Source organism: Stenotrophomonas sp. YJH_SMC_123 (assembly GCF_059368215.1).
The window spans coordinates 119,025-137,534 of sequence record NZ_JCAFRM010000005.1; the positions used below are offsets into that span (position 1 = coordinate 119,025).

Below are 18,510 nucleotides of genomic sequence, written 5' to 3' on the forward strand. Positions count from 1 at the left end.
CGTTACCCTGCGTCGCGCGAGGCGCGGCGGCCGAACCACCAACCGGCCAGCAGTTGCAGCGGCAGCGATGCCAGCAGCGCAATGACGAACCAGAACGGGAAATCCGCACCGGCCGTCCACATCGCGTAGCCACAGCCCAGCGCGATCAGCGACCAGATCGAGAAGCCATGCGAACGCGGCCAGCAGGGGGCGTAATAGGTGGCAAAGGAAACGCCCGCGATGCCACCAAGAACGCTGAAGGTGAGGTCCCAGCCCAGCTGCACGCTGTTGTTGTCCGGCGACAGGCCCAGCAACGGGGGCAGCCAGCTGGCGACGCTGCTGACCAGCGCAAGCGACAGGACGCCGCCGATCAGGGCGACGATGGACAGGAACAGGGTCTTGAGCAGGCCGGGCATGCGCGCATTGTACGGCGGCCACAGAGTGCCCGCGTTGCCGGCCAGCGGCCGGCACTACCGATGAATCGGCATGGCCGCCGCGTCCGTGGGAGAGGGGGACGGAGCGACGGCGGCCATGCACGGGCGGTCAGGCAGCGAAGTCGAGTACCACGCGGCCCTCAATGGTGCCCGCGTGCATGCGCGCGAACACGTCGTTGATGTTCTCCAGGCGGTCGGTGCTGACCGTGGCCGCGACCTTGCCTTCGGCGGCGAACTGCAGCGACTCCTGCAGGTCCAGCCGGGTGCCGACGATCGAGCCGCGCACGGTGATGCCGTTGAGCACCATGCCGAAGATGTCCAGCGGGAAATTGCCGGGCGGCAGGCCGTTGAGCGAGACGGTGCCGCCACGGCGGACCATGCCCAGCGCCTGCTCGAACGCCTTCGGTGAGACCGCCGTGACCAGGGCGCCGTGCGCGCCGCCGATCTCCTTCCTGAGGAAGGCGGCCGGATCGGTGGTACGCGCGTTCACGGTGATCTGCGCGCCGAGCTGCCGGGCCAATGCCAGCTTGTTGTCGTCCACGTCCACCGCAGCCACGTTCAGGCCCATCGCACGGGCGTACTGCACCGCCATGTGGCCCAGGCCACCGATGCCGGAAATCGCCACCCAGTCGCCGGGCTTGGTGTCGGTGACCTTCAGGCCCTTGTAGACGGTCACGCCGGCGCACAGCACCGGTGCGATCTCGACGAAGCCCACGTCCTTCGGAAGCAGGCCGACATAGTTGGCATCGGCCAGTGCGTACTCGGCGAAGCCGCCGTTGACCGAGTAACCGGTATTGCGCTGTGTCTCGCACAGCGTTTCCCAGCCACCCAGGCAGTGTTCGCAATGGCCACACGCCGAGTACAACCAGGGGATGCCGACCCTGTCGCCTTCCTTGACGTGCCCTACCCCGCCTCCCACGGCCACGACGTGCCCCACGCCCTCGTGGCCGGGGATGAACGGCGGGTTCGGTTTCACCGGCCAGTCGCCCTCGGCGGCGTGCAGGTCGGTGTGGCAGACGCCACAGGCCTCGATCCTGACCAGTACCTCGCCCGCCCCCGGGCGTGGTACCGAGACTTCCTCGATCACCAGTGGCTTGCCGAACTCACGCACGACAGCGGCCTTCATGGTCGAATTCATGTTCGGATCTCCGTAGTGCGCTTGCCCACAGAATGACGCCGGCACGAGGCCGGCGCTTTGATCACGATCAAACCTTTGAAGATTCGCGGAGCAGGTTCAGCTGGCCAGCACGGACGCCTCGCGGGCCAGGCGTTCGATCGCCTCCCAGTCGCGGGTCTGCAGCAGTGCCGGGGTGGTCAGCCACGAACCGCCGACGCACAGCACGTTGGGCAGATGCAGGAACTGCGGCGCGGTCTGCGCACTGATGCCGCCGGTCGGGCAGAAGCGCACATCGGCGAACGGACCGTGCCAGGCCGCCAGCAGTGCAGCGCCGCCGGCCTGCACCGCCGGGAAGAACTTGAAGGTGTCCTGGCCATGCTCCAGGCCCAGGATCAGGTCCGAGGCGGTGGCGGCACCGGGCAGGTATGGCAGGTCGGCATCACGCGCGGCCGCATACAGCGCCGGCGTGGCACCGGGGGACACCGCGAATCGCGCGCCGGCCTGCTTCGCTGCCTGCATCTGCGCGGCGTCGAGTACGGTGCCGGCACCGATCACCGCGTCCGGCACGGCCTCGACCATCGCCTTGATCGCATCCAGCGCCTGCGGCGTGCGCAGCGTCACCTCGATTACCGGCAGGCCGCCGCGGAACAGTGCCTGGGCGACGTCGACCGCTTCATTCACATCTTCGGGGGTGTACACCGGGATCACCGGTGCCAGCTTCAACAGCGCGCGCAGGCGCGGATCAGCGCTGGACATGGTCTTGCTCCTTGCCCGACGGGGCATCGCGGATCGCCGCCGGGTACGGCAGCGCAGCGGCGCATGATGCCACGTGGCTCACGAAGGTGCTGGCAGCGTCGCCCCGCCCTGCCCCGGTCAGGCCGGGTCGGCCTGCAGCGCCTGGATGCGGCGCTGGTACCAGTCGCCACCGAGCGGGTCGAACACCGCCGAGCGCTCCATCTGCGACTCGTACACGTGCACAGAAATCGCCAATGCGTCGTCGCTGGCGTTGCGCAGGGTGTGGTACTCGTGCGGCGGGATCAGGCTGCCGGCACTGCCGCAGCCTCCGCGCAGCGTGGCGTGGCGGTGGAAACGCCAGCGCTCGCCGGCGCGCTCCAGCAGCTCGTAACGGGTGATCTCCAGTTCGCCCAACCACACTCCCTCCACACACCACATGGCATCGTGGTCGTGCAGCGGCGTGCCCTGCCCTGGGCCCCAGCTCATGGCGATCACGCTGTAGCCGTGTTCGCGGCTGTGGTACAGCGGACGTCGCGCGTAATGATCACTGACCGGCCGATGCACGCATTCGGGCAATTCGATGCGGCTGTCGGTTATGGCTTCCTGCAGCGCCAGCTGCAGGTCGGCGGTGATGCGCCCGGCATCACCGGCGGTCACCGCCGCGTCGACCGCAGCGATCAACCGGTCGCGGCCACGGAACGGCGGAAACGGAGAGGTCTGCAGGTCCATGCACCTGACTGTAGCGGAGCATGGTTAAGGGAATGTTGGCGTTCGCGCGCGTCGCGTCCGCATTCAGGGTGAACACGCGCAGAAGAACGGTTCAGATGCAGAGGCACTAGAGCAATCACAAGGGAACCTCGCGCAGCAAAACGTGTCGAACACGACGCGATTCAGATCCGCTGCGACGTTCCGCAACTTCGCATCCGACGGGTGCAAGGCTAGAATTCTCCGACTTACCTGGTTCTATACATGTCAGTGCGAAATATGAGCGATGCCGCGTTGCCGGCATCGAAAGGCAAGGCTGCCACGATCAACGACATCGCACGACTGTCGGGAGTTTCCAAGAAAACGGTTTCAAGAATCATCAACAACTCGCCGCTGGTGCGCAAAGACACCCGCGACAAGGTCGAGGCGTTGATGCGCGAGGTCGGTTACGTGCCCGACCCGCTGGCGCGCGGACTCGCGTTCCGCCGCTCCTTCCTGATCGGCCTGGTGTATGACGACCCCGGCGCCCAATGCATTGTCGACCTGCAGCACGGCGCGCTGGAAGCGCTGCGCGGCACCGGCTATGAGCTGGTGGTGCACCCGTGCAACAGCCAGGATCCGGACTGTGCGGACGGCGTGCGCCGTTTCGTGCAGCAGCAGAAACTGCATGGCGTGATCCTCGGCCCGCGCGCCTCCGAATCGATGGCGCTGGCGCAGATGCTCGACGCGATCGACTGCCGCCACATCCGCATCAACGCGCATGCGTCGGAAGAAGACGTGCAGGCGGTGGTCACCCACGATCGCGATGGTGCGGCGGCGGCTGCGGGCTACCTGCTCTCGCTCGGCCACCGCGACATCGCGGTGATTGCCGGTCCCGGTGACCGGCGCGCTGCCCGCGAGCGGACCCACGGCTTCCTTGATCGGCTGGCCCAGGTCGGCGTGACCCTGCCGGGCGAGCGCGTGCTGGAAGCGGGCGACACCTTCGAGTCCGGCGTGCATGCCGCCGAACGCCTGCTGATGGGCGGACAACGCCCCAGTGCGATCTTCACCGGCAACGACGAAATCGCCGCGGGCGTCTACCAGGTGGCATTGCGTGCGGGCATCGCGGTGCCGCAGCAGTTGTCGATCGTCAGCTACGACGACAGCCCGCTGGCGTCGCGGCTGTGGCCGCCGCTGACGTCGGTACGCCGCCACGTCTCCGACATCGGCCGCATGGCTGCCGCGATGCTGGTGCAGACCGACGTACCGGAGGCGCCGGCTGCGGCCAGCGTGCATCCGCAACTGATGGTGCGCGGTTCCTGCCGGGCCGTGGACGGCTGAGTGTCCTGCCCTCGCCTGCGCCGTCGCGACAGAACGGTGCAGGCAACAACGAAAACGGCGCACCAGGGTGCGCCGTTTCCACTGCGAAGCGGTGTGCGTTACGCGCTTACACGTCGCCGCCGTCGGCCCAGCCTTCACCCGTGCCCTTCTGGAACACGCGGTCGTCGTCCTGCACCTCGCCGGCCGGCAGATGCGCCTGGTCGGCCAGTGCCGCGTAGATCGGGGTGAAGTCCGGCGACGTCGCCTGCATCAGCTGTTCGAAGCTGTCTATGACGAAGTAGGTCTTCTGGAAGGTGTCGATGCGGTACTTGGTGCGCATGATCCGCTGCAGGTCGAAACCGATGCGGTTGGGCGCGGGCGATTCCAGCGAGTACAGCGACTCGCCCTTCGACGACACGATGCCGGCGCCGTAGATGCGCAGGCCGTCGGGCGTATCGATCAGGCCGAATTCCACCGTGTACCAGTACAGGCGGGTCAGGTTCTGCAGTGCATCCGGGCCGATCGCGTGGGCCTTGACGCCGCCACGGCCGTACGCCTCCATGTAGTCGGCGAACACCGGGTTCATCAGCAGCGGCACGTGGCCAAACAGATCGTGGAACAGGTCCGGTTCGGCGATGTAGTCGATCTGGTCCGGGCGACGGATCCACCAGGTCACCGGGAAACGGCGGTTGGCCAGGTGGTCGAAGAAATCCAGTTCCGGCAGCAGGCCTTCAACGCCGACCAGGGTCCAGCCGGTGGCGGCGCCCAGTACTTCGTTGAGCTGGTCGAAGCGCGGAATCATGTGTGCGCTCATGCCCATCTCGTCCTGCGCGTCCAGGAACTCCTGGCAGGCGCGGCCGACCAGCAGTTCGCGCTGGCGCTGGTACAGCGTGCTCCAGGTGGCGTGGTCGTCGGCGCTGTAGGTGTCCCACGGCTGCTCGACGAGCGCGGTGGTATACACCGGCACGTAGCCCTTGTCGGTCTGCTGGTGTTCGACGCGGCGGGGCTGGGCGAGGTCCATGGGGCACTCCTTGACGGGATACCCACGATGCTAGGGCAGGGCGCGCGCAACAGGGTTGCAAAAGTTGCGTCGATTGGCCTTGTTGGCGCAATATCCTTGCGTACTCACCATGTTGCGGGGCAACAATGGCCGGAGAAGTCCAGTTCGATCGCACGGATATACGTCTACTGGCTGAAATCCAGCGGGATGGGCGCGCCACCAACGCCGAGCTGGCGACACGGGTGAACCTCTCGCCCTCGGCCTGCCTGCGCCGCCTGCAGCGGCTGGAAAGCGAGGGCGTGATCGTCGGCTATGGCGCGCGGCTGGAACCGCGCCAGCTGCGCCTGGGCCTGCAGGCCTTCGTGCGCGTGCAGCTGGAAAAGCATGACCAGGCCGCCATTGGCCACTTCGTGGACAGCGTGCAGGGCTGGGATGAAGTGGTGGCCTGCCATGCGCTGACCGGCGACATGGACTACCTGCTGCACGTCTACGTGCGCGACCTGGAGCACTTCTCGCACTTCCTGCTGGACCGGCTGCTCAACGCCGGCGGCGTGGCCGATGCCAATTCCAGCTTCGTGCTGCGCACGGTGAAGGGTTTCCAGGCGTTGCCGTTGTCGCAGCTGGAGCCCTGAGCAGCCACCAGGCGTGCCCGGTGGCCTGGCATCAATGGATCAGCACTTGTCCTTGCGGCCCATCAGCTTGCCCAGGCGCGAGGCTTCCTCGCACTTTGGTGCGGCCACCGGCGCGGGTGCCGCCGCGGCGGCGCGCGCGCGCTGCAACTGCTGGATCTTCGCGCGGATCTGCGGCATGGCCGCCATTGCGGCCTTCTCGCCTTCCAGGATCGCGGTGCCGCGCTGGCTGAAATCGGCGGCGCCGATGTCCAGTACCTTCGGACGGATGACGATGTCGGCGCGCGCCAGCTCCTGCTCGCCCAGGCGCTGGCCCATGATCGAGATGGACTGGTTGACGATGCCCAGCATGTCCGTCGGTGCCTTGCCGCTGGCCTTGCTGGAGATGTCCACGGCGATCACGAAGTCGGCGCCGAGCTGGCGCGCGGCATCCACCGGCACCGGGCTGACCACGCCGCCGTCGATGTAATTGCGGCCGCCGATCTTCACCGGCTCGAACACACCGGGGATGCTGCTCGACGCGCGCACCGCCTGGCCGACGTTGCCGCGCACGAAGATCGCGCGCTCGCCCGTTTCCAGCTGGGTGGCAACGGCGGCGAACGGTTTCTTCAGGCGCTCGGCGGGACGGTTGGCGACCTGCTCGTTGACGTAGTCCTGCAGCTTCTGGCCCTGCACCAGGCCACCGGAGAACAGGCGCACGTCGCGGATGCTGGCTTCGTCCAGCGCGACTGCCTTGCTCTGCATCTGGAAGGCGTCCATGCCGCTGGCATACAGCGCACCGACCACGCTGCCGGCGCTGGTGCCGGAGACCACGGCCGGCTCGAAGCCGTTGGCTTCCAGCATCTTGATCACGCCGATGTGCGCGAAGCCCTTGGCCGCGCCGCCACCGAGGGCGATGCCGATCCTGATCGGCTTGGCCTGCGGCACCACGGTCGGCGCCGGCGGCGGCGTGGGGCGGACCGGGTCGCCACCGCAGCCGGCCAGCAGGCCGATCAGGGCGACGGACAGCAGCATGCGGGGGCGGAACAGGCTCATCGGCAGTGCGCTCGCGGCGCTGGATTCAGGAAAGGGCGCCAGCATACCGAAGCCGTGGCGGGGCGGGCAGGGTGGGGGGAACTCCCTATTCAGCAAAAAAAACGTGAATCGCTTCTGGTGGGTGCGGACCTTGGTCCGCACAAATGCCTGGTCGCGCGCTGAAGGAATGTGCCAACCAAGGTTGGCACCTACCAAATGAGTGGGTCAGAACCGGTTGTCACCATCCAGCATCCGGCCCAGGCCGCCCAGCACCGAGCCTTCGCCGCGGCTCTGGCCGCCGCCCTGCGGTGCGGCCATCCACATGCGGCCGGCCAGGCGCGAGAACGGCAGCGACTGCAGCCAGACCTTGCCGGGGCCGGTCAGCGTGGCCAGGAACACGCCTTCGCCGCCGAACAGCATGCTCTTGATGCCGGCCACCCGGCGCACGTCCATGTCCACGCTGGAGTGGTAGGCCACCACGCAGCCGGTATCCACGTCCAGGCGCTCGCCGGCGGCCAGCTCGCGCTCGATCACGCAGCCACCGGCGTGGATGAACACCCAGCCGTCGCCTTCCAGCTTCTGCATGATGAAGCCCTCGCCGCCGAACAGGCCGGTCATGATCCTGCGCTGGAACTGCACGCCGATCTGCACGCCGCGCGCGCCGGCCAGGAAGCTGTCCTTCTGGCAGATCAGGCGGCCGCCGTGCTGGTCCAGTTTCATCGCCAGCACCGTGCCGGGGTAGGGCGCGGCGAAGGCGACCTTGCCCTTGCCATGCCCGCTCTGGGTGTAGACGGTGGCGAACAGGCTCTCGCCGGTCAGCACACGGCGGCCGGCGGCCATCACCTTGCCCATGAAGCCGCCCTGGTCACCGTTGGCAGCGCCAAACACCGTGTCCATCTGTACCGTGGCGTCCTTGAACATCAAGGCGCCGGCCTCGGCAATGGCGCTCTCGCCGGGGTCGAGCTCGAGCTCCACGAACTGCATTTCATGGCCGACGATGCGGAACTCGATGTCGTCGGCGCGGCCGCTGGCGCCGGCGGCGACCGGGACCGGCGGCGGTGTGTTGGGCATGCCCGGGGCCGGAGCCTGCAGCTCGGCCACCTCGGCGATCGGCGTCCACCCGCTCATGCCCTGGCACCATGCCAGGGCGCGTGGATTGGCCTGCGCGTAGCGGCGTGCGGCCCCGTCATCAAGCGGGCCGATGCGCTCGGCCTGGGCGGAGGCATGGAAGTACCACTGGGTCATGGCGGCGGGTCCGTCGCGTGGAAACCCCGAGTCTAGCGAGCGCCCGGGGGTGCCGGCGACGGGGCCATGAACGGCGGGCATTTGCGGCGTAGGTGCTGTATTGCAACAATTATCTGGTAGCGCCGTTTTACCACCCCTCCAAACACAGCCTACCGCCATGTCCCCGACCCGCACTTCCCGTGGCCGATTTCCGGTCGCGCGCCCCCTCGTTGCCGCTCTTTCCGCCCTGCTGCCGCTGGTAGCAGCCGCCCAGGAAACCCCCGCTGCCAAGGATCCGGTTGCCCTCGACGCCCTGCAGGTGACCGCGCAGCGCCGTGTCGAGAACGCCAAGGACGTGCCGGTCGCGCTCTCCGCGATCCAGGGCGAGAAGCTGGATGTGCTCGGTTCGGCCGGCGATGACATCCGTTTCCTGGCCGCACGCGTGCCCAGCCTCAACATCGAGTCGTCCTACGGCCGTGCCTTCCCGCGCTTCTACATCCGCGGCCTGGGCAACACCGACTTCGACCTCAATGCGTCGCAGCCGGTGTCGCTGGTGTACGACGACGTGGTGCAGGAAAGCCCGCTGCTGAAGGGCTTCCCGCTGTTCGACCTGGCCAACGTGGAAGTGCTGCGTGGTCCGCAGGGCACGCTGTTCGGCCGCAACACCCCGGCCGGCGTGGTCAAGTTCGATTCGGCGCGTCCGTCGCAGGATGCCGATGGCTACATCCGCGTCGGCTACGGCAGCTACAACAGCTGGAACGTACAGGGCGCCTACGGCGGCCCGCTGACCGATCGCTGGTCGGCACGCGTCTCGGCGATCTACCAGCGCCGCGATGACTGGGTCGACAACACCCGCGTCGGCGCTCCCAACAGTGGCTTCGAAGGCTATGACGAAGCCGCCGGCCGCGTGCAGTTCCTGTACGAAGGCGATGACTTCGAAGCGCTGTTCAACCTGCACAAGCGCAAGCTCAATGGCACCGCCCGCCTGTTCCGCGCCAACATCATCGAGAAGGGTGGCAACTCGCTGGTCGAGAACTTCGACCGCGACAAGGTGGCCAACGACGGCGTCAACTTCTCCGACCTGAAGACCTGGGGTGGCAGCGCGCGCCTGCAGTGGAACCTCGGCTCGGTGACGCTGCACTCGATCACCGGCTACGAAACCGCCGAATCGCTCAACCGCGGTGACATCGACGGTGGCTACGGCGCGGCGTTCCTTGGCGCCGGCAACTACGGCCCCGGCCTGATTCCGTTCTCGTCGGAGTCGGCTGACGGCCTGCCGCATCACCGCCAGTGGACGCAGGAAGTCCGCATCGAGTCCAACGAGTGGGGCCGCTTCGACTGGCAGGCCGGCGTCTTCTACTTCGATGAAGACGTGACCATCAACAACTTCAACTACGACTCGCTGGCCCCGGGCAATCCGCAGACCGGCCACGTGGTGCAGAACCAGCGCAACAAGGCCTGGGCGGTGTTCGCCTCGGGTGACTTCGATGTCACCGACCGCTTCAAGCTGCGTGCCGGCGTGCGCTACACCCAGGACAAGAAGGACTTCAGCGCCAGCGTGCTGCAGGCCGTTCCGTTCGGCACCCCGGTCAGTGGCCCGTACCTGGCCAACACCGACGTCAACGACGTCAGCTGGGACCTCAGCGGCGTCTACAAGCTGACCGACGACATCAACGCCTATGCCCGCGTGGCCAAGGGCTTCCGCGCGCCGTCGATCCAGGGCCGCCTGGCCTTCGCGCCAGGCCTGTCGCAGGCCGATTCGGAGAAGGTGATCTCGTACGAGGCCGGCATCAAGGCCGACCTGTTCGAGCGCCGCGCGCGCCTGGGCCTGAGCGTGTTCCGCTACAACGTCGATGGCCAGCAGCTGATCGCGGTGGGCGGCAGCAACAACACCGCCACCCTGCTCAACGCCGACAAGACCATCGGCCAGGGCGTCGAGCTGGACCTGGAGGCCTACCTGGCCGACAACGTCCTGCTGACCTTCGGCAGCAGCTACAACGACACCGAGATCAAGGACAAGAACCTGGCGGTGGCGATCTGCGGCGGTGGCTGCACCATCACCGACCCGACCACGGTGATCAACGGCCAGACCTATGCGCTGGTGAACGGCAACCCGCTGCCGCAGGCGCCGAAGTGGATCCACAACGCGACCCTGCGCGTGGGCTTCCCGCTCAGCGATGGCAGCGAGCTGTACGCCTACACCGACTGGGCCTACCGCAGTGCGGTGAACTTCTTCATCTACGAGTCGCCGGAATTCCGCGGCCGTAGTTCGCTGGAAGGCGGCCTGCGCCTGGGCTACAACTGGGATTACGGCCAGTACGACGTGGCGGTGTTCGGTCGCAACCTGACCAACCAGACCCGCGTGGTCGGCGCGATCGACTTCAACAACCTGACCGGCTTCCTCAACGAGCCGCGTACCTGGGGCGTGGAGTTCACCGCGAAGTTCTGATGCGGTGGCTGCGTTGATGCAATGCAGAAGGGCCGGCGCAATGCCGGCCCTTCTGGTTTCCTGCTTCGTGTAGAGCCGAGCCTGCGCTCGGCTGCTCTGAGCCGAGCATGGCTCGGCTCTACAGAGGCGTGGCCTACAGCGCGCTCTGCGGGCGCACCTTCAGCACCGCATTCTCGGTGGCGCAGTCGCGGCTGGAGTGCCGACCGGCCTTGCGCGCCGCCTCGATCTCCTTGCGTGCGGCCAGCAGGTCCTTGTTGAAGGCAGCGTTGTCATGCAGGCGGGCCACGGCGGCCGCGCCCATGAAGCGGCCTTCGAGGATGTCGCTCTGCCAGTGCACGTTGCACACCAGGCGGCTCTCGCCGTAGTTGCGGCCGCGGGCCTGGATGGCATCGGCGCGGTCCGGCGCGATCTCCGACAGGATCAGGGCCCAGGCCCAGCCGATCGAGGTGTGGCCGGACGGATAGGAACCGTTCTTGCGCAGGCCGTCCTCGTCCTTCGGCGAGCAGGTCGGCTCACCGTTGACCATGAACGGGCGCGGGCGCTGGTAGTGGTTCTTGGCCGCCTTGGTGGCGGCGCTGGCGTCGATCCGGCTGCGCTCCAGCAGTCGGTACAGCGCCGGGGTCTTCACTGCATCGACGTCGATGTCGGCGGCGCAGGAGAAGTGGTTGGCGCCTTCGGGGAAGCCGAGTTCCGCATCGACGCCGGCCTGGGCGAAGCGCGGGCTGCCACGCAGCGCGCGGGCTTCACGGCTGACCTGTTCGTCCAGGGCGAGGGCGGCCGAACCGGCCGCCGGTGGTGCCGGCACCAGGTCCAGGCTGGCCGGAACCGCGCTCGTGTCCAGATAGCCCACCGCCTTGGTGGTGATGTTGGCTTCGACGGCGGTCGGCTTGCTGGCGGTGGCTGCGCAGCCAGCCAGGACCGCGACAACGGTGAGACCGAGCAGTGGGCGGGCGGTGTGGGAAATCAGCGACATGGACGGCTCCAGAGGAAAAACATCGCGTCATGATCGCAGCCCGTATGCGACACCGCAGTGGCCATCGGTCATACGGCCAGACCCGGCATGGTCATCGGGGCAGTATGAAAAACGTCATCGAGTGTCGTCAGTCTCCTGAATCCGGGCGCAGCGCACGGACTTTCACGCGCCTGCGCCGCGAGCATCGACACAACGGGGTCGAGAGGCCGTCCAGTTCCAGCCGGGTCGGGGGGATCCACTGACAGAGGGAGAGAAGCGATGCGCAGCACCGCAACAGGAAGTACCGTCCTGGCCCTGCTCCTCGGGCTGGCAACCGCCCCGGCGCAGGCCGCCGACGTGGTCGGCGTGGCCTTCGTGCATGGCACCGGCGCGCAGACCAATGCCACCCAGGACTACTGGCAGCCGGCGATCATCGACACCGTGCGCCAGGGCCTGCCGAACAGCAGCAACTACGTCGTCATCAACTGTGACTTCACCCAGTACATGTGGAAACCGGAAGCGGCCGGTTGCCTGGCCAACCAGCTGACCGGCTTCATCGACAGCCGTGGCATCACCCAGCTGGTGGTGATCACCCACTCCAACGGCGGCAATGTGATGCGCTGGATCCTGTCCAACCCGACCTACGACAGCCGCTATCCGAAGATCATCCGCACGGTGCGCAAGGTCAATGCACTGGCTCCGTCCTCGGCGGGCACGCCGCTGGCCGATGCGGTGCTCAACGGCAATACCTTCGAAACGTCGCTGGGCTGGCTGCTGGGCTACAAGAACGACGCGGTACGCCAGCAGCAGGTGGCGAGCATGGCCACCTACAACGCGCAGAACCTGTACGGCACGGCCGGTCGCCCGGCGCTGCCCAAACCGTTCCGTGCGGTGGTCGGCAGCGATGTGGAATCGGCGGTGTGGGACAGCAACAGCTACTGCGGTGGCTACGCCGCCAATGTCGGCCTGGAGTTCACCCAGAACTGGCTGTCGTCCTGCTCCGATGGCTTCCTGGAGTGCAGCAGCCAGAAGGCTGCCGGCACCACCTGGTTCACCGACAAGGCACGCACCCAGGGCGCCGAACCACTCAGCCACAACCAGAGCCGGCGCGAGTGCTTCGGCCTCGGCACCCTGCTGCGCAACGACCTGAACCAGTGAGGGAGATGACCATGACGAACCATTCCACCCTGCTGGCCAGTGCTTTGCTGGCCGTGCTGTCCCTTTCCGCAGCGCAGGCCGCGCAGCCGCTGCAGGCCGCCCGCGCGGGCGATCAGGTGCCTGCCGCACTGGTGGCCGCGCCGCTGCCCGCCGATGAAAGCGAGCACGCGCCGCTGTCCTTTGCCTGGGCGCTGGACCCGGCACAACCGCTGCAGGCGGCCACGCCGTATGCCTCGGTCAGCCGCAGCTACTGGCAGCAGGTCGATGGCACGCAGCTGCAACGCGGCCTGGACCTGCCGCTGACGGCGCCCGATGCGGTGATCCAGCTGAGCCCGGCCGCAGGTGCCCGCGCGCTGCCGGCCAACACCCTGCAGGTGCGCGACCCGGCCGGCCGCAGCAGCGTGGCCCGCAGTGTCGATGCGCGCGCGCTGCAGGATGCCGGCATGCCGGTGAGTGATGGCAGCAGCATGCTGCGCACCGGCGCGACCAGTTCGGCCGGTGCGTACACGCTGCAGAGCACGCAGGCGCAGGGCCGCTATGTGGTGCAGGTGCTTGAGCCGAACAGCCCGCTGCGGCTGGAAGTGCAGGCCAACCAGGCGCAGGTGCTGGCTGGTGGCAACGTGCAGCTGCAGGCACGCCTGCTGGAAGACGGCGCCACCACCGCGCAGCTGGCATCGCGCCGTGGCGGCCTGGGCGGTGAAGCCCTGCTGGTCGCACCGGATGGCCGCAGCTGGCCGCAGCGCCTGCTGCGCACCACCGACGGCAGCCTGCGCGCGCAGGTGCGCATCCCCGCCGATCTCGGCAGCGTGCAGGGGCTGTGGGAACTGCAGGTGTTCGCCCAGGCCGATGGCGTGCTGCGCGACGGCAAGGTGGCTTTCGCGGTGGCACGGCCGACCGCGCGCTTCAGTGGCCAGGCGGCACCGGACCCGTCCAGCCGCCAGGTGGCACTGCCGCTGCAGGTGGCCGCCGCTGGCCGCTACGAAGCACGCGGCACGCTGTACGCCACGGCCCGCGATGGCCAGTTGAAGCCGGTCGCGCAGGCACATGCGGCGGCGTGGTTCGATGGCCCCGGTGCAGGCCAGCTGGTGCTGCCGTTCGACCAGGCCGCATTGCCGGCCGGTTTCGGTGCGCCGTACGAACTGCGCGACCTGCAGCTGCAGGACCAGAGCCGGATGGCACCGATCGAGTCGCGCGCGCTGGCGTTGCGGTTCTGAGCACGGCGGTGGCGGGCCGGGATATCCGGCCCGCTGCATTGCATCCTGTAGAGCCGAGCCGATGCCCGGCTGCTGTTTGTCGTGATCAGGAGCAGCCGAGCATCGGCTCGGCTCTACAGTGGCATGTCGATCACCCCGCGTACGCGGTCAGCCGGCCTTCCTGCTCGCATACGGTGATCGCGCCGCCGAACACCGCCGACAGCGGTTCGTTGCGCAGCAGCTCGGCGCGGGTGCCGTCGGCCAGTACGCGACCATCGCGCAGCAGCACCACGCGCTCGATCTCGGGAATGATCTCTTCGATGTGGTGGGTCACCAGCACCAGGGTGATGCCCTGCTGCGCCAGCACCCGCATGGTCGCCACCAGCTGCTCGCGGGCGACCAGGTCCAGCCCGGTGGAGGGTTCGTCCAGCAGCAGTGCCTGCGGTCGATTGACCAGCGCGCGGGCGATCAGCACGCGGCGGGTCTCGCCGGCCGACAGCTCGGCATAGGCGCGCTCGCGCAGCGTCAGGGCACCGGTCATCGTCAGCGTTTCGCCGACGCGTGCACGCATGTCGGCGGTCACCTCGCGGAAGGCCGGCACCACGTAGCTGGCGAAGAAGCCGGACAGCACCGCCTGTTCCACGGTCAGGCCGGGCATGTCGGCCAGGTTGCTGCTGAGGTCGCCGGTGACGATGCCCAGCTGCGAGCGCAGCCGGTCCACCTGCCAGCGGTTCTGGCCCAGCACCTTCACCGCCACCGTGCCGTCGCCCTGCGCCAGTGGATACAGTTCGCGGGTGATCAGCTTGATGAAGGTGGATTTGCCGCAGCCGTTGGGGCCGAGCAGGGCGGTGTGCTGGCCCTGCGCGATGCGCAGGCTGAGCCCGTGCAGCACCTTCACCTGGCCGCGCACCACGGTGGCGCGGTCCAGTTCGATCAAGGGGGGCAGCTCCGCGACGGGCGGGGCGGCGGTCATGGCGCTGGCGCGTGGATCAAGGCTCGACAACTCAGGTCCCCAACTGTGAACGGTGCCACGGATGGCGATGCGATACATCGCCGCAGGGATGCAGTTTGCAACGCAAGCGGCCATCATGTCTGCCATCCCCGCGTCGATCCGGAGAGCCGTCATGCCTGATGCCCTGATGTCCCTGTTGACCGGTGGTGTGCTCGGCCTGGGGTGGTGGGCCATGCTGGCAGTGCTGCTGGTCTTCACCCAGATCACCATCTTCTCGGTGACCCTGTACCTGCACCGCAGCCAGGCCCATCGCGGGGTCGATTTCCACCCGGCGCTTGCCCACGTGTTCCGTTTCTGGCTGTGGCTGACCACCTCGATGATCACCCGCGAGTGGGTGGCCATCCATCGCAAGCACCACGCCAAGGTGGAGACCGAGGACGACCCGCACAGCCCGGTCACCCGCGGCATCGGCAGGGTGTTCTGGCACGGCGTGGAGCTGTACCGGGAGGCACGCGGCATGCGCGCGGACATCGAACAGTACGGGCGCGGTACCCCGGACGATGCGATCGAGCGCCACCTGTATACCCCGCACCCCACGCTGGGCCCGGTGCTGCTGCTGGTGATCAACAGCGTGCTGTTCGGCCTGCCCGGCGTGGCCCTGTGGGCGATCCAGATGGCATGGATCCCGTTCTGGGCGGCCGGCGTGGTCAACGGCCTGGGCCACTGGTGGGGCTACCGCAACTACGAGTCTGCCGATACCTCCACCAATCTCACGCCGTGGGGGTTCTGGATCGGTGGCGAGGAGCTGCACAACAACCACCATGCCTTCCCCAGCTCGGCGCGCTTCGCGATGCGGCGCTGGGAATTCGACATCGGCTGGAGTGCGATCCGCCTGCTGCAGGCGCTGCGCCTGGCCAAGGTGCTGCGGGTGGCACCGGCCATGGACGTGCGTCCGAACATCGCCGTGCCCGATGCCGAGACCCTTAAGGCGCTGCTGTCGCATCGCTTCCAGGCGATGACCGACTACCAGCGCAATGTGTTCATGCCGGCCCTGCGCGAGGAAGCCGCCCAAGCCGGAGCCAAGCTGCGCCGCCTGCTGCCGCGCCGGCTGCGCCGTGGACTGGTCAACGATGGTCGCTGGCTGAAGCCGGACAGCCGTGCCCAGCTCAGCGCATGGGTGGCACAGCGCCCGCGCATCCGCACCCTGGTCGAGTACCGCGCGCGGCTGGCGGCGTTGCTGGAAGCCCGAGGCCACGACGCCGCCGAGCGCCTGCACCAGTTGCAGGCGTGGTGCCGCGAGGCCGAGGAAAGCGGTATCGCGGCGTTGCAGGCCTACGCCGCACGCTTGAAGGGCTACAGCCTGGTGGGCGCATGAGGGCAGGGTACGGGCTTCTGCTGGCGGCACTGCTGCCGGGCGCGGCGCTGGCCCAGGTCAACGACACCGCCAGCTATCTGCAGCGGATGGACAGCGATGGCGACGGCAGGGTCAGCGAGGCCGAGTACGTGCAGTGGATGCTGTATGCCTTCGACCGCATGGACCGCAACGGTGATGGTGTGCTGACGGCCGAGGAGCTGCCCGGTGGCAAGGGCAGGGCGATCAGCCGCGAGCAGCAGCGGCAGGTGATCGTGCAGCGCTTCCACAAGCAGGATGCCAACGGTGATGGTTTCCTGGATGCGCGCGAACTGGCGGCGCCTCCGCGCTAAAGATTCCCGGCGTGCTGCCGATGGTGGGTTCGACGCGATCCCGGGTACCGGTCGATCCGCACGGGTAAGGCGATCTGGCATGTCGACCGCGATGGATCGCGGTAGGGGGAAGGACATGGAAGGGAGTGCGGTGCCATTGCGATGATCGATGCCGAACGGAATCGCCTGCACTGGCCCGACACGACCCAAGGATCCCCCATGAAATCGAACCCACCCCTGCTGGCGGCCGCGCTGCTCGGCAGCCTCGTCATCGCCTCGCCTGTGCTGGCCAATGAGCCACCCCCGACCGCCCCGTCCGACACGGCGACGGCTGCAGACGTTCCCGCCGCTGATGCCGGCGTTGTCGCCGCCGTGGCGGAGCTGCCTGCCTGGGAAAGCCGGGTGCCGGTGAGCGTAAAGCTGCAGATGGGCGCGGATGGCCAGCCAGTCGGCGACAAGACGCTGCGCCTGGTGCAGCGTTCCACCACCGGCAAGCTGGTGGCCGCGCAGGTTGCCGTGTCATTGTTTTCCGGCACGCTCGGCGGCAGCTCGTTCAAGAAGGACCAGCTGAAGGGAACCCGGGTGGAGACCGTTCCGAACCCGGCCCTCGGTTACCTGCAGGACCAGGTGCGCATGCGCCTGGCCGAGTACTTCACCGCGCATCCGGGCGCCGTGCCGGCAGAGGTACGGCCGGTGCAGATCACCGCCGATGGCTTCACCCTGATCTACAAGGAACTGGGCGATGCCGATACCCAGTACGAGCTGCGCCAGACCCAGCACGTCGGCTTCCCGTATACCCGCAAGCTGTTGCGCCTGGTCGGTGGCGAAGGCGTGCAGTGCCAGGTCGACGCACCGGTGGCCGCACCCCTGGAAGCCTGGCAGGCCGACGACTATGCGTTGGTCAAGCAGACGGCCGAGCGCTACAGCGACCAGTGCCTGGCCCGGTTCGTGGAAACGCTGCCGTCGCTGTTCCCGGACCGTCCCGCCGCTGCGGCACCGGTTCCGGCGGAGCCTGTGCGCGCCGGCCAGGGCGCCTGACACCGGTCGATGCCGGGGATCATTCCCCGGCATCGACGGCCAGGTGCCGGCCGCAGAGCGGGGATAGAATCCCTGCATGCCTGAACTGCCCGAAGTCGAAACCACCCGCCGCGGCCTGGCGCCGCACCTGCAGGGCCGCCGCGTGCATGGCGTGATCCTGCGCCGCGCCGACCTGCGCTGGCCGATTCCACCGGAAGTGGCCGAGCTGCTGCCGGGGCAGCGCATCGAGGACATCCGCCGCCGCGCCAAGTACCTGCTGCTGGATACCGCCATCGGCAGCGCGGTGCTGCACCTGGGCATGTCCGGCAGCCTGCGCGTGCTGCCGGGTGACACACCGCTGCGCGCCCACGACCATGTGGATATCAGTCTGGACAACGGCCGCCTGCTGCGCTTCAACGACCCGCGCCGATTCGGCAGCCTGCTCTGGCAGCCCGCCGGTGAGATCCACCCGCTGCTGCAGGGGCTGGGCCCGGAGCCACTGGACGAGGGATTCGACGGCGACTACCTGTTTGCGCGCAGCCGTGGCCGCAGTGCGCCGGTGAAGACCTTCCTGATGGACCAGGCGGTGGTGGTGGGCGTGGGCAACATCTACGCCGCCGAGAGCCTGTTCAAGGCCGGCATCAGTCCGCTGCGCGAGGCTGGGAAGATCTCGCGCGAACGCTACCAGCGGCTGGCCGACGCGGTGAAGGAGATCCTGGGCTATGCCATCACCCGTGGCGGCACGACCCTGCGCGATTTCATCAGCCCCGATGGCGCGCCGGGCTACTTCGAACAGGAACTGCTGGTGTACGGCCGTGACGGGCTGCCCTGCCCGAACTGTGGCCGCGCGCTGAAGCACGCCACCATCGGCCAGCGCGCCAGCGTCTGGTGCAGCCACTGCCAGCGCTGAGCCGGCAGCCAGCGGCAGCTGAACGGGCAGGGCGCGTCTCCGCTGCCCGTTAACGTTTGT

18 protein-coding genes are annotated in these 18,510 nt (G+C 68.0%); 9 read left to right on the forward strand and 9 right to left on the reverse strand.

The features are described 5' to 3' along the window. Positions 1-2: 2 nt before the first annotated feature. The 4 genes from AC5P5W_RS13025 to AC5P5W_RS13040 form a co-directional block, all read right to left on the reverse strand. Positions 3-395: a hypothetical protein gene (locus AC5P5W_RS13025; RefSeq protein WP_075075938.1), complete on the reverse strand. Its 393-nt coding sequence runs from the start codon at positions 393-395 to the stop codon at positions 3-5. A 127-nt stretch (positions 396-522) separates the two neighbouring features. Then, a complete protein-coding gene (gene adhP / locus AC5P5W_RS13030; protein ID WP_014645423.1) occupies positions 523-1,551 on the reverse strand; it encodes an alcohol dehydrogenase AdhP in 1,029 nt (342 codons plus the stop codon). A 96-nt stretch (positions 1,552-1,647) separates the two neighbouring features. Beyond that, the gene (gene eda, locus AC5P5W_RS13035) at positions 1,648-2,286 is read right to left on the reverse strand and encodes a bifunctional 4-hydroxy-2-oxoglutarate aldolase/2-dehydro-3-deoxy-phosphogluconate aldolase (RefSeq protein WP_014645424.1); all 639 of its coding nucleotides are present in this window, start codon (positions 2,284-2,286) and stop codon (positions 1,648-1,650) included. A 117-nt stretch (positions 2,287-2,403) separates the two neighbouring features. After that, positions 2,404-2,994, reverse strand: a complete 591-nt coding sequence (locus tag AC5P5W_RS13040; RefSeq protein ID WP_014645425.1) for a cysteine dioxygenase family protein — start codon at positions 2,992-2,994, stop codon at positions 2,404-2,406. A gap of 240 nt (positions 2,995-3,234) precedes the next feature. Between AC5P5W_RS13040 and AC5P5W_RS13045 the strand changes: the two genes are divergently transcribed. Beyond that, positions 3,235-4,290 (forward strand): LacI family DNA-binding transcriptional regulator, encoded by a 1,056-nt coding sequence (locus AC5P5W_RS13045; RefSeq protein WP_041862907.1) that lies wholly within the window; start codon positions 3,235-3,237, stop codon positions 4,288-4,290. Positions 4,291-4,396: 106 nt separating this feature from the next. Here AC5P5W_RS13045 and phhA read toward each other — a convergent pair whose 3' ends face one another. Next, positions 4,397-5,290 carry a phenylalanine 4-monooxygenase gene (gene phhA, locus AC5P5W_RS13050; protein WP_134967038.1) on the reverse strand — a complete coding sequence of 298 codons (894 nt, stop codon included), beginning with the start codon at positions 5,288-5,290 and terminating at the stop codon, positions 4,397-4,399. 125 nt (positions 5,291-5,415) lie between these two features. Between phhA and AC5P5W_RS13055 the strand changes: the two genes are divergently transcribed. Further along, complete coding sequence (locus tag AC5P5W_RS13055) at positions 5,416-5,901, forward strand: Lrp/AsnC family transcriptional regulator (protein ID WP_049446786.1); 486 nt, start codon at positions 5,416-5,418, stop codon at positions 5,899-5,901. Positions 5,902-5,940: 39 nt separating this feature from the next. Here AC5P5W_RS13055 and AC5P5W_RS13060 read toward each other — a convergent pair whose 3' ends face one another. Continuing rightward, a complete protein-coding gene (locus tag AC5P5W_RS13060; protein WP_032958418.1) occupies positions 5,941-6,933 on the reverse strand; it encodes a patatin-like phospholipase family protein in 993 nt (330 codons plus the stop codon). A 204-nt stretch (positions 6,934-7,137) separates the two neighbouring features. Then, the gene (locus tag AC5P5W_RS13065; protein ID WP_164077262.1) at positions 7,138-8,157 is read right to left on the reverse strand and encodes a TIGR00266 family protein; all 1,020 of its coding nucleotides are present in this window, start codon (positions 8,155-8,157) and stop codon (positions 7,138-7,140) included. Positions 8,158-8,314: 157 nt separating this feature from the next. Between AC5P5W_RS13065 and AC5P5W_RS13070 the strand changes: the two genes are divergently transcribed. Next, on the forward strand, positions 8,315-10,585 hold the full coding sequence (locus AC5P5W_RS13070) for a TonB-dependent receptor (RefSeq protein WP_049408885.1): 2,271 nt from the start codon (positions 8,315-8,317) through the stop codon (positions 10,583-10,585). A gap of 133 nt (positions 10,586-10,718) precedes the next feature. Here AC5P5W_RS13070 and AC5P5W_RS13075 read toward each other — a convergent pair whose 3' ends face one another. After that, positions 10,719-11,558, reverse strand: a complete 840-nt coding sequence (locus AC5P5W_RS13075) for an acid phosphatase (RefSeq protein ID WP_049408886.1) — start codon at positions 11,556-11,558, stop codon at positions 10,719-10,721. A gap of 258 nt (positions 11,559-11,816) precedes the next feature. Here AC5P5W_RS13075 and AC5P5W_RS13080 point away from each other — a divergent pair, with 258 nt between their 5' ends. Together AC5P5W_RS13080 and AC5P5W_RS13085 are read left to right on the forward strand one after the other, a co-directional pair. Continuing rightward, on the forward strand, positions 11,817-12,695 hold the full coding sequence (locus tag AC5P5W_RS13080; RefSeq protein ID WP_032962353.1) for a hypothetical protein: 879 nt from the start codon (positions 11,817-11,819) through the stop codon (positions 12,693-12,695). 11 nt (positions 12,696-12,706) lie between these two features. Next, positions 12,707-13,909: a DUF4785 domain-containing protein gene (locus tag AC5P5W_RS13085; protein ID WP_046427650.1), complete on the forward strand. Its 1,203-nt coding sequence runs from the start codon at positions 12,707-12,709 to the stop codon at positions 13,907-13,909. Positions 13,910-14,039: 130 nt separating this feature from the next. Here the strand turns inward: AC5P5W_RS13085 and AC5P5W_RS13090 are convergent, their stop codons facing one another. After that, positions 14,040-14,861, reverse strand: a complete 822-nt coding sequence (locus tag AC5P5W_RS13090) for an ABC transporter ATP-binding protein (RefSeq protein WP_164077261.1) — start codon at positions 14,859-14,861, stop codon at positions 14,040-14,042. Positions 14,862-15,012: 151 nt separating this feature from the next. Here AC5P5W_RS13090 and AC5P5W_RS13095 point away from each other — a divergent pair, with 151 nt between their 5' ends. The 4 genes from AC5P5W_RS13095 to mutM all read left to right on the forward strand — a co-directional run bounded on the left by AC5P5W_RS13095 (position 15,013) and on the right by mutM (position 18,450). Further along, a complete protein-coding gene (locus AC5P5W_RS13095) occupies positions 15,013-16,215 on the forward strand; it encodes a DesA family fatty acid desaturase (protein ID WP_164077260.1) in 1,203 nt (400 codons plus the stop codon). Next, complete coding sequence (locus AC5P5W_RS13100; RefSeq protein ID WP_164077259.1) at positions 16,212-16,544, forward strand: EF-hand domain-containing protein; 333 nt, start codon at positions 16,212-16,214, stop codon at positions 16,542-16,544. The genes AC5P5W_RS13095 and AC5P5W_RS13100 overlap by 4 nt, the downstream gene beginning before the upstream one ends. Positions 16,545-16,742: 198 nt before the next feature. After that, positions 16,743-17,561: a hypothetical protein gene (locus AC5P5W_RS13105; protein WP_164077258.1), complete on the forward strand. Its 819-nt coding sequence runs from the start codon at positions 16,743-16,745 to the stop codon at positions 17,559-17,561. A gap of 76 nt (positions 17,562-17,637) precedes the next feature. After that, on the forward strand, positions 17,638-18,450 hold the full coding sequence (mutM, locus tag AC5P5W_RS13110; RefSeq protein ID WP_014645439.1) for a bifunctional DNA-formamidopyrimidine glycosylase/DNA-(apurinic or apyrimidinic site) lyase: 813 nt from the start codon (positions 17,638-17,640) through the stop codon (positions 18,448-18,450). The last annotated feature ends 60 nt before the right edge of the window (positions 18,451-18,510 follow it).

Excerpts from the sequence above, each read along its gene's own strand:
- AC5P5W_RS13025 (WP_075075938.1), bottom strand. The coding sequence starts at position 395 with ATGCCCGGCCTGCTCAAGACCCTGTTCCTGTCCATCGTCGCCCTGATC.
- adhP (WP_014645423.1), bottom strand. The coding sequence starts at position 1,551 with ATGAATTCGACCATGAAGGCCGCTGTCGTGCGTGAGTTCGGCAAGCCA.
- eda (WP_014645424.1), bottom strand. The coding sequence starts at position 2,286 with ATGTCCAGCGCTGATCCGCGCCTGCGCGCGCTGTTGAAGCTGGCACCG.
- AC5P5W_RS13040 (WP_014645425.1), bottom strand. The coding sequence starts at position 2,994 with ATGGACCTGCAGACCTCTCCGTTTCCGCCGTTCCGTGGCCGCGACCGG.
- AC5P5W_RS13045 (WP_041862907.1), top strand. The coding sequence starts at position 3,235 with ATGTCAGTGCGAAATATGAGCGATGCCGCGTTGCCGGCATCGAAAGGC.
- phhA (WP_134967038.1), bottom strand. The coding sequence starts at position 5,290 with ATGGACCTCGCCCAGCCCCGCCGCGTCGAACACCAGCAGACCGACAAG.
- AC5P5W_RS13055 (WP_049446786.1), top strand. The coding sequence starts at position 5,416 with ATGGCCGGAGAAGTCCAGTTCGATCGCACGGATATACGTCTACTGGCT.
- AC5P5W_RS13060 (WP_032958418.1), bottom strand. The coding sequence starts at position 6,933 with ATGAGCCTGTTCCGCCCCCGCATGCTGCTGTCCGTCGCCCTGATCGGC.
- AC5P5W_RS13065 (WP_164077262.1), bottom strand. The coding sequence starts at position 8,157 with ATGACCCAGTGGTACTTCCATGCCTCCGCCCAGGCCGAGCGCATCGGC.
- AC5P5W_RS13070 (WP_049408885.1), top strand. The coding sequence starts at position 8,315 with ATGTCCCCGACCCGCACTTCCCGTGGCCGATTTCCGGTCGCGCGCCCC.
- AC5P5W_RS13075 (WP_049408886.1), bottom strand. The coding sequence starts at position 11,558 with ATGTCGCTGATTTCCCACACCGCCCGCCCACTGCTCGGTCTCACCGTT.
- AC5P5W_RS13080 (WP_032962353.1), top strand. The coding sequence starts at position 11,817 with ATGCGCAGCACCGCAACAGGAAGTACCGTCCTGGCCCTGCTCCTCGGG.
- AC5P5W_RS13085 (WP_046427650.1), top strand. The coding sequence starts at position 12,707 with ATGACGAACCATTCCACCCTGCTGGCCAGTGCTTTGCTGGCCGTGCTG.
- AC5P5W_RS13090 (WP_164077261.1), bottom strand. The coding sequence starts at position 14,861 with ATGACCGCCGCCCCGCCCGTCGCGGAGCTGCCCCCCTTGATCGAACTG.
- AC5P5W_RS13095 (WP_164077260.1), top strand. The coding sequence starts at position 15,013 with ATGCCTGATGCCCTGATGTCCCTGTTGACCGGTGGTGTGCTCGGCCTG.
- AC5P5W_RS13100 (WP_164077259.1), top strand. The coding sequence starts at position 16,212 with ATGAGGGCAGGGTACGGGCTTCTGCTGGCGGCACTGCTGCCGGGCGCG.
- AC5P5W_RS13105 (WP_164077258.1), top strand. The coding sequence starts at position 16,743 with ATGAAATCGAACCCACCCCTGCTGGCGGCCGCGCTGCTCGGCAGCCTC.
- mutM (WP_014645439.1), top strand. The coding sequence starts at position 17,638 with ATGCCTGAACTGCCCGAAGTCGAAACCACCCGCCGCGGCCTGGCGCCG.